The organism is Nocardioides sediminis (assembly GCF_003047295.1).
GTDB classification, from domain to species: domain Bacteria; phylum Actinomycetota; class Actinomycetes; order Propionibacteriales; family Nocardioidaceae; genus Nocardioides; species Nocardioides sediminis.
Window position 1 is genome coordinate 303,368 of sequence record NZ_PZYZ01000003.1, and the last position, 11,954, is coordinate 315,321.

An 11,954-nucleotide genomic window follows, 5' to 3' on the forward strand; every position below is an offset into this window, starting at 1 on the left:
GGACGCTGCTCACAGACAGTGCTCACAGAACAGGCAGCATCATGTCCCGCTCGTAGGCCGAGACCTGCGTGCGGTAGTCCTCCCACTCCTTGCGCTTGTTGCGCAGGAAGAAGTCGTAGACGTGCTCGCCCAGCGTCTCGGCGAGCAGCTCGGAGTCCTCGGCGATGCCGATGGCGTCGTACAGGCTCTTGGGCAGCGGCTGGATGCCCAGCGCCTTGCGCTCGCGCTCGGTGAGCGACCACACGTCGTCCTCGGCCTCGCGGGGCAGGTCGTAGCCCTCCTCGATGCCCTTCATGCCGGCGGCCAGGATCACCGCGAAGGCGAGGTAGGGGTTGCTGGCGGCGTCGATGGTGCGCAGCTCGACGCGGGTCGACTGGCCCTTGTTGGGCTTGTACATCGGGACCCGGATCATCGCCGAGCGGTTGTTGTGGCCCCAGCAGATGTACGACGGAGCCTCGCCGCCGCCCAGCAGCCGCTTGTAGGAGTTGACCCACTGGTTGGTGACGCAGCTGATCTCGTTGGCGTGGCGCAGCACCCCGGCGATGAACTGGCGGCCGGTCTTGGAGAGCTGGTACTCCGCGCCGGCCTCGAAGAACGCGTTGCGGTCGCCCTCGAAGAGGCTGACGTGGGTGTGCATCCCCGAGCCCGGGTGGGTGGTGAAGGGCTTGGGCATGAAGGAGGCCCAGATGCCCTGGCTCAGCGCCACTTCCCGCACGACGGTGCGGAAGGTCATGATGTTGTCGGCGGTGCTCAGCGCGTCGGCGTACCGCAGGTCGATCTCCTGCTGGCCGGGGCCGCCCTCGTGGTGGCTGAACTCCACCGAGATGCCCATCGCCTCGAGCATCGAGATGGCCTCGCGGCGGAAGTCCGAGCCGCGCGACTGCGCGGTGTGGTCGAAGTAGCCACTGCGGTCCACCGGGATCGGGTCGGCGCCGGCGACCGGGCCGTCCTTGAAGAGGTAGAACTCGATCTCGGGGTGGGTGTAGAAGGTGAAGCCCTTGTCGGCCGCCACCCCGAGGGTGCGCTTGAGGACGTGGCGGGGGTCGGCGTACGACGGGCTGCCGTCGGGCATCACGATGTCGCAGAACATCCGCGCCGTCGCCGGGCCCTCGCCGCCGCCACGCCACGGCAGGATCTGGAACGTCGACGGGTCGGGCTTGGCCAGCATGTCGGCCTCGTAGACGCGGGCGAACCCCTCGATCGCCGATCCGTCGAAGCCGATGCCCTCGTCGAACGCGCCCTCGAGCTCGGCCGGCGCCACCGACACGGACTTGAGGAAGCCCAGCACGTCGGTGAACCACAGCCGCACGAACCGGACGTCACGCTCCTCGAGAGCGCGGAGTACGAAGTCCTCTTGCTTGCCCATGTCGCCAGCCTAGGGGGAACCGGCGGGGCGCCGGGCGCGGAGGTCGCACAGCGGCCCTGCGCGAGCCGTTGCTGTTACCTTCGCTGGACCAGCCGCCCGACTCGGGCCCGCTCACACGGGAATGGGAGCTGCACATGAGGAACACCCACGACATCTCGCAGGACCTCTCGACACCGACGGCACCCGACGGGTTCCTGCTCGGCCACCTCGCGGAGGAGACCCGTCGGCGCGCGCTCACCGAGCGTGCGCCGCTCGCCACGACGACGGGCGCCGACCCCGACCTGCTGGCCGCGCTCCGCGACGCCGTCGACGAGCTCGGCCCGACGCTGCTGGAGGCCAGCCACGACCTCTCCGCGCACCCGGAGGTCTCCTTCGAGGAGCACCGGTCGGCGGCCGCGCTGGCGGACGTCGTCGAGGCGCACGACATCGAGGTGGTCCGCGAGGCGCACGGCCTCCCCACCGCCCTCCGCGCCGAGGTCGGGGACCCGTCCGGGCCCACCATCGCGGTGATGTCGGAGTACGACGCCCTGCCGGGCATCGGCCACGGGTGCGGCCACAACGTGATCGCCACCGCCGGGCTGGGCGCCTTCCTGGCGCTCGCCGCGGTGCGCGACCGACTGCCCGGCCGCGTGGTGTGGCTCGGCACGCCGGCCGAGGAGGGGGGCGGCGGCAAGGAGATCATGGCCGCGCACGGCGCCCTCGACGGCGTCGAGGCGGCACTGATGGTGCACCCGTTCACCTACGACATCGCCGACCCGCTGTTCCTCGGCCGCCGCCAGCTGCGGGCCACGTTCACCGGGGTCACCTCGCACGCCTCGGCCCAGCCGTTCATGGGTCGCAACGCGCTCGACGCCGTCAACCTCATGTACACCGGCGTCGGGCTGCACCGCCAGCAGATGCCGGCCACCGACCGCGTGCACGGAGTGGTCACGGCCGGCGGCGACCGGCCCAACGTCATCCCCGAGCACGCCGAGATGCTGTTCTACCTGCGCAGCGAGCACCCCGAGAGCCTGGCCGTGCTCAGCGACCGGATCGCCGACATCGCCCGCGGAGCGGCGCTGATGACCGGGTGCGGTGTCGAGCTGTCGTGGGACGAGTCGCCGCCGTACCTGCCGGTGCGCGGCAACGCCGCCCTGGCGGCGGCCTGGAGCACGCGGTACGGCGAGCGCGGCCGCCGCGTGCTGTCGCCGGACGTGGTGCCACGGATGTTCGCCGGCTCGACCGACTTCGGCAACGTCTCCTACCGCGTCCCCGGGGTGCACGCGATGGTCAAGATCACCGACGAGGACCTGTCGCTCCACACCCGGGAGTTCGCCGACGCGGCCGTCGGTGAGGAGGCCGACCGGGTCGTGCTGGACTCCGCGTGGGCGATGGCGGCGGTGAGCGCCGACTGGCTCAGCGACCCGGCCCTGCGGCAGGCCGCCGTCGACGACTTCGAGGCCGCCGGCGGCGCCGTCGACGTGCCTTCCTACTTCGGTCAGGAGACGGCCCGGTGACCACGACGACGACCACCCGCACCGACCGCGCGCTCGCCACCGTCGAGCGGCTCGGCAACCGGCTGCCCGACCCGTTCCTGCTCTTCCTCGGCCTGTTCCTGCTCGTCGGCGGGATCTCCACCGCGCTCGAGCTCGCCGGCACCTCGGTGACCATCCCGGGCTCGGACGAGGAGACCGCGGTGCGGGGGCTCTTCACCGGCGAGGGGCTGAGCTGGCTGACGGTCAACCTGGGCGCCAACTTCATCGGCTTCCCGCCGCTGGTGACCGTGGTGACGATCCTGCTCGCCGTCACGGTGGCCGAGCGCACGGGCATGCTGGCGGCCGGCATCCGGGCGAGCCTGGGGGCCGCGCCGCGCTGGCTGCTGCCCTACGCCGTCGGCTTCGTCGGGGTGAGCGCCTCGGTGATGGCCGACGCCGCCTTCATCGTCGTGCCGCCGCTGGCGGCGATGGTCTTCAAGGCCGCGGGCCGGCACCCGCTGGCCGGGCTGGTCGGCGGGTTCGCCGCGGTCGGGGCCGGCTACTCGACCTCGCCGCTGGTGACCAGCCTCGACGCACTCTTCGCCGGCATCACCAACGCCGTGACCGCGGGCCTGCCCGAGGCCGGCGCCACGGTCACGCCGGTGTCCAACCTCTGGTTCAACATCGCGTCGTCGGTCGTGCTCGCGCTCGTCGCCGGCCTGGTGATCGACAAGCTCGTGGAACCGCGGCTGGTCCGCGAGGAGGCGCCCACCGACATCGCGGAGGCCGACTCGGACGCCACCCTCGAGGGCGGCCCCGGCACGGACGACGAGGACGTCGCACCGGCCCTCCGCGCCGCCCCCACCGACCTCTCCCCCCAGCTCGAGCCCGCGGAGCGGCGCGCGCTGCGGGTGGCGGTGCTCGTCACCCTCGCGCTCGCCGCCCTCGTCCTGGTCGCGGTACTGCCCGGAGGGTCACCGTGGCGCAACGAGGACGGCGGGTTCCTGCCCGAGTCGCCGCTCCTGGACTCCACGGTCTTCATCGTGTTCGTCCTCTTCCTCGTGCCTGCCCTCGTCTACGGCTTCGTCAGCGGCTCGCTGCGCCACGCCTCGGACGTCCCGAAGGTGATGGGGCTGGGCATCAAGGACATGTCCGCCTTCATCGTCCTGGCCTTCATGCTCGGCCAGTTCATCGCGCTCTTCAACTGGACCAACGTCGGTTCCGCGCTCGCCGTGTCCGGGGCCGAGGGGCTGGAGTCGATCGGCCTGACGGGCTATGCCGCGATCATCGGGTTCATCCTGCTCGCCTCGGTGCTCAACCTGTTCATCGTGAGCGGGTCGTCGATGTGGACCCTCATGGGCGCGGTGTTCGTGCCGCTGTTCGCCCTGCTCGGCTACGAGCCGGGCTTCGTCCAGGCAGCGTTCCGGGTCGGTGACTCCGCCACCCAGGTCATCACCCCGATGAACCCCTACATCTGGATCTTCCTGGTGATGCTGAAGCGCTACGAGCCGGAGGCCGGGCTCGGCACCGTCATCTCGCGGATGCTGCCCTTCGTGGTCCCCTTCTGGCTGGCATGGGTCGCGGTGCTGACCGTCTTCTACCTCACCGGCGCCGACGTGGGTCCCGGCGTGGGGATCCGCATCGAGTGACGTCGCTGGTCGAGCAGCGAGCGGGTCGAGCGGCTACCGGCAGATGTTCACGTCCTGCGACCCGAGCACCCCGTCCCAGACCTCGCGCATGGGCCGCAGCCACGACTGGGTGGTCGGGACGAAGGCGATGCTGCCCGGCACCCGCTCGTGGACGCCGTCGACCTCGACCTCGGCGACGACCACCGGGATCGTCAGGCGACGTCGCCGCGTGCCCTCCCAGCAGGCCGAGGCGCGCTCCTCGGTGACGGCCTCCTCGAGGGTCACCGGGTCGCCGACGGACTTCCCGGCGTAGCGCCAGGCCACGGTCGTGAGGTAGCCGGTGTGGCCCTCCCACGGGGCGACGACGGTGACCGAGAGCCCGTGCGTACGGCGCGTCAGCGGCCGGAAGGTCACCCGCCCGTCCTCGACCCGACGCTCCCGGGACGTCCAGATCCGCGGCTCGTCGGCGTCCAGGGTGCTGACGCCCTGGGTGAGCCGGAACCGGCAGCCCTCGCAGTCGGCGACCTCGAAGGTCAGGACGGTGCGCTTGCCGGCGGCCCGGTCCGGGTCGGCGGTGGGCGCGGCCTGCGTCGTGCCTGCGGCGCCGAGCGTCGCGGCGAGGGTGAGGGCGAGCGTGGCGGCTGCGCGTCGTACGTGCATGGGTCCTCCCGGGTGGCGTGTCTGGTGCTCCGAGGACGCCTCCCGGCGGGCGGACGGTTGCATCAGTCGGGGAGCGTGTTGCGCTCGACCTCACCCACGGTGGGTTCGCCGAGGTTGCAGAAGACCTCCACCTCGATGGACCGGTCGCGCTTGGCGAAGACCGCGTCCACGTCGTCGTCGGGCCCGGTCTCGTAGCTCACGGTCCGCCACCCGGCGTCCTCGTCGGGCCGCACGGCGAGGCCGAGGGCGTACTCGCCCCGGCAGGCGACGTCCATCTCGCCGAACTCCTCGCGGATGGTCCGCTCCACGAGGGGCTGGTCCGGGTCGGGGGTGGCCCGCCCCTCCAGGAGGTCGCTGCGGACCGCCTCGTTGCCGAGCGGCCCCCGGTCGCTCAGCGTGGCACCCACGCGGGTGACGGCGACGACGCCGACCGTCACCGCGACCGCCGCGACGGCGAACCACACGACGACCAGCCCCACCGGTCGCGCCCACGCGCCTCGACTGCCCACGGACACAGTGTGGCGGACGGCGGGGAGCCGGCCGCTAGGTTCGGGGCGTGGCCCAGGTGCTCATCATCGAGGACGACCCCCGCATCCGCCCCCTGCTCATGCGGTCGCTGGGCGAGCTGGGGTACGCCGTCTCGTCCGCCTCGAGCGGCATGGCCGGGCTCACGATGGCCGTCGACACCCGGCCCGACCTGGTGATCCTCGACCTCGGGCTGCCGGACGTGGACGGCACCCAGGTGCTCTCGATGCTCCGCGCGGTCAGCGACGTGCCGGTCATCGTCGCCAGCGCCCGGGACGACGACCCGTCGCTCATCGGCTGCCTGGACGCCGGCGCCGACGACTACGTCGTCAAGCCCTACACGACGGCCCAGCTGGAGGCTCGGATCCGCGCGGTGATGCGGCGCACGTCGTCCGGCGCCGGGCGGCCCCGCGCCGTGGTCGTCGGTGGGCTGACCCTCGACGTGCTGGCGCGGACGGCCACCCTCGACGGACGGCTGCTCGACCTGAGCCCGCGGGAGTTCGACCTGCTGGCCCGGCTCGCCGACAGCGCCGGCGACGTCGTGAGCAAGAAGGAGCTGCTCGTCGACGTGTGGCACCAGGCGTGGGGCGGGTCGGACAAGACGGTCGACGTGCACCTGTCGTGGCTGCGCCGCAAGCTCGGCGAGTCGGCCGCGGAGCCGCGCTACCTGCACACCGTGCGCGGGGTCGGCGTACGCCTGTCGGCTCCCGAGGCGTGACGTGCGGCGCAGCCTGATCCTGACCGTGGCCTCGGCCGTCGCGATGGTGCTGCTGGCGATGCTGGTGCCGATGGCGATCCTGCTGCGCGACTACGCGCTGGAGGACCGGCTGGCCAGTGCCGCGCTGGAGGTTCAGGCGACCGAGTCGGTGGTGTCGGGTGCCGGCGACGACGACGGGGACGTGGCGGTCTACCTGGCCCGCATCAACGCCGCGTCCGACACCGTCACGACCGTGCTCTACCCGGGCGACCGCACCGACATCGGCCCGCAGCCGGGAGAGGATGCGCGGGTCCGGCAGGCCCGCGAGACCGGGCAGGCGCGGGTCGACGACGTGGACGGCGGCGCCCAGATCCTGGTGCCAGTCTCCCTGGGCGGTTCGTCGGGCAGCGCCGCCAGCACCCCGGTCATCCGGGTGTTCGTGCCCGAACCCGGGCTGACGTCCGGCCCGACGACGCTGGCCTACCTCGTCCTCGCCGGGCTGGGCCTGGTGCTGCTGCTGGGCGCACTGCTGATCGCCGACCGGGTGGGGCGGTCCTTCGTCCAGCCGATCGGCCGGCTCGCCACCTACGCGCAGGCCCTGGGCGACCGGCGTACCCCTCCCCCGGAGCCGTCGGGACCGCGCGAGGTCCGCGACCTCGGCGAGGTCCTCCAGCGCCTCGTCGGGCGCATCGAGCTGCTGCTGGACCGGGAGCGCGAGGCCGTCTCCGACCTCTCCCACCGGCTCCGTACGCCGATCACGGCGCTGCGGCTGCGCATCGACGCGCTGCCGGCCGGCGACGACCGGGCCCGGCTCTCCGACGACCTCGACCGGCTCCAGGTGATGGTCGACCACGTCGTCGACGAGGCCCGGCGCTCCGAGCGGGAGGGGCTGGTGGCCGGCACCCCGGCCGTCGCCGTGCTGGCCGACCGGGCGGCGTTCTGGGCGCCGCTGGCCGAGGACCAGGGTCGCGCCTTCACCGTGACGGCACCGCCGGGGGCGGAGGTCGTCGTGCACGCGAGCCGCCCGGACCTGGAGGCGCTGGTGGACGTGTTGCTCGACAACGTGTTCACGCACACGCCCGAGGGGACCGCTGTCTCCGTGACGGTGGCCCCCCGCGAGGACGGCGGCGGGCTCGTGCTCACCGTGGACGACGCCGGGCCCGGCTTCCCGGCCGGGGTCGACGTGGTGCGTCGGGGGCAGAGCGGCGCCGACTCGACGGGGCTGGGGCTCGCGATCGCGGACCGGACCGCCACCGAGTCCGGTGGCGGCCTGGTCGTCGGCACGTCGCCCGCCGGCGGCGGGCGGGTGGTCGTGGAGCTGGGACCACCCGCCTGAGTGCTGCTGGTCAGCGGACCGTGATGCTGGCGCCGCAGCTCGTGGTGCCGCCGACCTGGGTGGCGCGGACGGAGAAGCGGTCCTTGCCGGCGCTGTTGCGGCGGAACGCGTCGACGTCGACGTCGCCCTCGTCGTCGGCGGTGCGGGTGACCTCCAGGACGCGGTTGCCGTCGTGGCGCAGCACGAAGGTCCAGCGCGAGTAGGGCGCCACGCCCTCCAGCCCGGCGTCGACCTCGAAGCCCCGCTGGCCCGCGCGCCGCTCCCGGTCGACGCTCAGCTCGTAGCGGCCGGCGCCGCAGGCGCCGTTGCGGTCGACGTCGGCGTGGGCGGGCGCGACGACGGCCAGGGTCAGGGGCGCGGCGACGAGGGTCGCGGCGGCGGTCAGGACGGTGATGCGGGTGGTGGTGCTCATGGGATCTCCTTGACGGCGTTGGTGGGGACCGCGGTCAGCCGGCGGTGATGGTGGCGGTGCAGGTCCTGTCGTCCTGCGTGGCGGAGGCGGTGATGTCGCCCGTCGCGTCCTGCGCGACGTAGGCGTCGACGTCGATCTCGGCGTCCTCGTCGGTGGTGCGGGTGCCCTCGACGAGCACCTCGTCGCCCTGCTCGATACGGACCTCCCAGGTCTCCCCGGGCGCGCTCGCCTGCACCTCGAACGACACCTCCGTGGTGTCGTCCTCGCGCTCGCGCTCGAGGGTGTACGACGCCCCGTCGCACGACCCGGCCCGGCGGACCTCGTCGTCGCCGGTCTGCCACCAGACGAGGCCGCCGACGCCGGCGACGACGACGAGGGCCACGACGGTCGCGATGATGATCCTGGTGCGGTTCACTGCGGTTCTCCTTCGGTCGGGGTGACACGGAGGAGACTCGTCGAGGAGTCGCTAAGCGCGAACCATGCGACTGCTAAGGCGGGGTTAAGGCCGCGGGTCCTCGTCGGGCACGCCGGCGAGCTCGGCCAGCCACGCCGCGGCGCTGGCGTCGCTCGGCATCCGCCAGTCGCCGCGCGGGCTCATCGTGCCGCCGGCGCTGACCTTGGGGCCGTTGGGCAGCGCCGAGCGCTTGAACTGGTTGGCGAAGAACCGCTTCACGAACACCTCGAGCCACCGCTTGACGGTCGGCAGGTCGTAGGCCACGTGGGCGTCCTGGGGGAAGCCCGGCGGCCACTCGCCCGCCGCCACGTCGCGCCAGGCGTGCCAGGCGAGGAAGGCGATCTTGCTGGGCCGGTGCCCGCGTCGTACGACGTGGAAGAGCGTGAAGTCCTGGAGGTTGTAGGGGCCCACCGAGTCCTCGGTCGCCTGCGGCTTGCTGCCCTCCTCGGTCGGCACGAGCTCGGGGGTGATCTCCTGGGTGAGGATCTCGCCGAGGACCTCGTTGGTGTCCTCGTCGAACTCGCCGTGCGACATGACCCAGCGGATGAGGTGCTGCACGAGGGTCTTGGGGACCCCGGCGTTGACCGAGTAGTGCGACATCTGGTCGCCCACGCCGTAGGTGCACCAGCCGAGCGCGAGCTCGCTGAGGTCGCCGGTGCCGACGACGATGCCGCCGCGGTGGTTGGCCAGCCGGAAGAGGTAGTCGTAGCGCAGTCCTGCCTGCACGTTCTCGAAGGTGACGTCGTAGACCTTCTCGCCGCGGGCGTAGGGGTGGTCGAGGTCGTCGAGCATCTGCTCGGCCGCCGGCCGGATGTCGATCTCCTCGAACGTCACGCCGAGGGCCTTGCTGAGCCGGGTGGCGTAGGACTTGGTGCTCGCGCCGGTGGCGAAGCCGGGCATCGTGAAGGCGTGGATGTCGCTGCGGGGACGGCCGAGGCGGTCCATCGCCTTGGCGGCCACGATCAGCGCGTGGGTGGAGTCCAGGCCGCCGCTGACGCCGATGACGGCCTTGGGCGCACCGATCGCGACGATCCGCTGCTCGAGCCCCGAGACCTGGATGTTGTAGGCCTCGTAGCAGTCGAGCGCGAGCCGCTCGGGGTCGTCGGGCACGAAGGGGAACCGGTCGACCTTGCGTCGCAGCCCGATGTCGCCGCCCGGCGGGCGCAGCTCGAGCTCGACGACCCGGAACGGGCGGGACCCGACACCCCGACGGTTGTCGTCGAAGGACCCCTGCCGCAGCCGCTCCTGGCGGATGCGATCGAGGTCGACGTCCGTCACCGTGTGCACCGCGTCGGCCGGGAACCGCTCGCCCTCGGCCAGCAGGTCACCGCACTCGTAGACCAGCGTCTGGCCGTCCCAGCTCAGGTCGGTGGTCGACTCGCCCTGGCCCGCGGCCGCATAGACGTACGCCGCGGAGCAGCGCGAGCTGGCGCTGCGGACCAGCAGCCGCCGGTCCTCGGCCCGCCCGACGGTGATCGGGCTGCTGCTCAGGTTGACCAGGACGGTCGCGCCGGCCAGCGCGGCCTCCGCGCTCGGCGGGATCGGCACCCAGAAGTCCTCGCACACCTCCACGTGCAGGTCCAGCCCGGCGACGTCGGTCGCGCGGAAGATGAGGTCGGGGCCGAACGGGACCTCCGCTCCCCCGACCTCGATGTACTCGCCGTGCGTGTCGTCGCCCGGCGCGAACCACCGCCGCTCGTAGAACTCGCGGTAGTTCGGCAGGTACGACTTGGGCGCCACCCCCAGGATCTCGCCCCGGTGGATGACGACCGCGCAGTTGTAGACGCGGTTGCCCCGGACCAGCGGTGCCCCGACCACGAGGACCGGGAGCAGGTCGGCGCTCGCCGCGACCACCTCGTCGATCGCGCGTCGTACGCCGTCGAGCAGCGTGTCCTGGAGGAACAGGTCGTCGATGGCGTAGCCGCTCAGCCCCAGCTCGGGGAACACCGCGACCGCGACGTGCTCGTCGTGCGCGCGTCGCGCCTCCGCGATCACCCGCTCGGCGTTGGCAACCGGATCAGCCAGCGCGACCGGCACGGTGATGGCCGCGACGCGCGCGAAGCCCTGGGCGTAGGCGGAGTAGAAGTCCACGCGCCTCACTCTAGGGTGACGACCTCCCCCGCCCCGCCCGTACAGGTGGGCGCTCGGCGAGCCGTCGGTGGTCGGAGGATCCGACATCCCGTCGGACTACGGTGTCCGACGTGACCACCCACCCCGAGCCCCGGCTGGCCGACCTCGACCCGGCGATCACCGGTCGCGTCGTGCAGACCCTGTCCTGTCGAGACACCGACTCGCTTCCCAAGGTCCCCGGTGCCGGTGAGAGTCGCGACCACCGCGGCCACCGGGTCCAGGTGATGCACAACGGTCTGCTCGTCCGCGAGGGCGGTTACTTCGGGGACTGGATGGCGGAGATCATCCGGTGCCTCCAGGGTCACCACGAGCCGCAGGAGGAGGTCGTGTTCGACGCCGTCCTGCGGCACCTCGTGTCGGACACCCCGGAGCCGACGATGATCGAGCTGGGCAGCTTCTGGACCTACTACGGGCTCTGGCTGTGCCACGTCGCGCCGCGAGCCCGCGTCGTCGCCCTCGAGCCCGACCCGGCCTACATGGCCGTCGGCCGTCTCAACGCCGAGCTGAACGGCTTCACGGACCGGGTCACCTTCGTCGACGGCGCAGTCGGCGGTTCACCCGGTGAGGAGATCGAGTTCCTCGCGGAGAGCGACGGCGTGCGCCGCTCCACCCCCCAGTTCGACCTGGACTCGCTCATGGCGCTCGCGGGCCTGGACCACGTCGACCTGGTGCTGGCGGACATCCAGGGCTACGAGACCGTGCTGCTGGAGCGTGCGGTGGAGACGTTGCGCGCCGGCCGCGTCCGGTTCCTCATCGTCTCGACACACCACCACACCATCTCCGGCGACGCCCTCACGCACCAGGCGGCGCTCACGCTCCTCCTCGAGGCGGGCGCCCACGTCATCGCAGAGCACTCCGTCAGCGAGTCCTTCAGCGGCGACGGTCTCATCGCCGTGTCGTTCGACGACCGCGATCGTGACCTGACCGTCAGCATCAGTCACGCGCGTGCCCGCGACTCGCTGTTCGGCGAGCTCGAGCACGACCTGGCCCGCGCGCTGGCGGACCGGCGGGCGGCCGACATCGCCGCCGAGCTCGAGCGCGCAGAGACCGCTCGGGCGCGGGAGGAGGTGCGTCGCCTACGCCGCAGGGTGGCGCGCCTGCGCCGGGACAGACAGCGTCTCCGCGCGGAGCTTGCCTCAGGCTCCGGACGCCCCCGTCTGACGCGCGTCCGTCAGGGGGTGTCGCGCCGGGTGCGGCGCCTCTCCAGGCACCGCCCGTGAGGCCACGGTCCGGCCGATGGGCGACCCCGTCCCGCCCCAGCAGCAGCACCAGCAGCCCGCTTCCACAGGCGC

Annotated in this window: 11 protein-coding genes; 5 read left to right on the top strand and 6 right to left on the bottom strand. The window is 72.6% G+C overall.

Annotated elements, in window-relative coordinates; translation table 11 throughout:
* Window positions 1-22 precede the first annotated feature (22 nt).
* Window positions 23-1,366, bottom strand: a complete 1,344-nt coding sequence (locus tag DAI17_RS10335; protein WP_107772837.1) for a glutamine synthetase family protein — start codon at window positions 1,364-1,366, stop codon at window positions 23-25.
* A 134-nt stretch (window positions 1,367-1,500) separates the two neighbouring features.
* Here DAI17_RS10335 and DAI17_RS10340 point away from each other — a divergent pair, with 134 nt between their 5' ends.
* Together DAI17_RS10340 and DAI17_RS10345 are read left to right on the top strand one after the other, a co-directional pair.
* Window positions 1,501-2,862: a M20 family metallopeptidase gene (locus tag DAI17_RS10340; RefSeq protein WP_107772838.1), complete on the top strand. Its 1,362-nt coding sequence runs from the start codon at window positions 1,501-1,503 to the stop codon at window positions 2,860-2,862.
* Window positions 2,859-4,469: an AbgT family transporter gene (locus DAI17_RS10345; protein ID WP_107772839.1), complete on the top strand. Its 1,611-nt coding sequence runs from the start codon at window positions 2,859-2,861 to the stop codon at window positions 4,467-4,469. The genes DAI17_RS10340 and DAI17_RS10345 overlap by 4 nt, the downstream gene beginning before the upstream one ends.
* 33 nt (window positions 4,470-4,502) lie before the next feature.
* Here DAI17_RS10345 and DAI17_RS10350 read toward each other — a convergent pair whose 3' ends face one another.
* Window positions 4,503-5,108, bottom strand: a complete 606-nt coding sequence (locus DAI17_RS10350) for a hypothetical protein (RefSeq protein WP_107772840.1) — start codon at window positions 5,106-5,108, stop codon at window positions 4,503-4,505.
* A 62-nt stretch (window positions 5,109-5,170) separates the two neighbouring features.
* Window positions 5,171-5,617 (bottom strand): hypothetical protein, encoded by a 447-nt coding sequence (locus tag DAI17_RS10355; RefSeq protein WP_159081473.1) that lies wholly within the window; start codon window positions 5,615-5,617, stop codon window positions 5,171-5,173.
* A 47-nt stretch (window positions 5,618-5,664) separates the two neighbouring features.
* Between DAI17_RS10355 and DAI17_RS10360 the strand changes: the two genes are divergently transcribed.
* Together DAI17_RS10360 and DAI17_RS10365 are read left to right on the top strand one after the other, a co-directional pair.
* The gene (locus tag DAI17_RS10360) at window positions 5,665-6,351 is read left to right on the top strand and encodes a response regulator transcription factor (RefSeq protein WP_107772842.1); all 687 of its coding nucleotides are present in this window, start codon (window positions 5,665-5,667) and stop codon (window positions 6,349-6,351) included.
* 1 nt (window position 6,352) lies between these two features.
* Window positions 6,353-7,666, top strand: a complete 1,314-nt coding sequence (locus DAI17_RS10365; protein ID WP_107772843.1) for a sensor histidine kinase — start codon at window positions 6,353-6,355, stop codon at window positions 7,664-7,666.
* 10 nt (window positions 7,667-7,676) lie between these two features.
* Here the strand turns inward: DAI17_RS10365 and DAI17_RS10370 are convergent, their stop codons facing one another.
* The 3 genes from DAI17_RS10370 to DAI17_RS10380 form a co-directional block, all read right to left on the bottom strand.
* Window positions 7,677-8,078: a hypothetical protein gene (locus tag DAI17_RS10370; protein ID WP_107772844.1), complete on the bottom strand. Its 402-nt coding sequence runs from the start codon at window positions 8,076-8,078 to the stop codon at window positions 7,677-7,679.
* A 34-nt stretch (window positions 8,079-8,112) separates the two neighbouring features.
* Window positions 8,113-8,493: a hypothetical protein gene (locus DAI17_RS10375; RefSeq protein ID WP_107772845.1), complete on the bottom strand. Its 381-nt coding sequence runs from the start codon at window positions 8,491-8,493 to the stop codon at window positions 8,113-8,115.
* 84 nt (window positions 8,494-8,577) lie between these two features.
* Window positions 8,578-10,623 carry an NAD(+) synthase gene (locus DAI17_RS10380; protein WP_107772846.1) on the bottom strand — a complete coding sequence of 682 codons (2,046 nt, stop codon included), beginning with the start codon at window positions 10,621-10,623 and terminating at the stop codon, window positions 8,578-8,580.
* A 110-nt stretch (window positions 10,624-10,733) separates the two neighbouring features.
* On the opposite strand from DAI17_RS10380, the gene DAI17_RS10385 reads away from it, so the two are divergent.
* A complete protein-coding gene (locus DAI17_RS10385) occupies window positions 10,734-11,882 on the top strand; it encodes an FkbM family methyltransferase (protein ID WP_199905053.1) in 1,149 nt (382 codons plus the stop codon).
* Window positions 11,883-11,954 lie beyond the last annotated feature (72 nt).

Excerpts from the sequence above, each read along its gene's own strand:
- DAI17_RS10335 (WP_107772837.1), bottom strand. The coding sequence starts at position 1,366 with ATGGGCAAGCAAGAGGACTTCGTACTCCGCGCTCTCGAGGAGCGTGAC.
- DAI17_RS10340 (WP_107772838.1), top strand. The coding sequence starts at position 1,501 with ATGAGGAACACCCACGACATCTCGCAGGACCTCTCGACACCGACGGCA.
- DAI17_RS10350 (WP_107772840.1), bottom strand. The coding sequence starts at position 5,108 with ATGCACGTACGACGCGCAGCCGCCACGCTCGCCCTCACCCTCGCCGCG.
- DAI17_RS10370 (WP_107772844.1), bottom strand. The coding sequence starts at position 8,078 with ATGAGCACCACCACCCGCATCACCGTCCTGACCGCCGCCGCGACCCTC.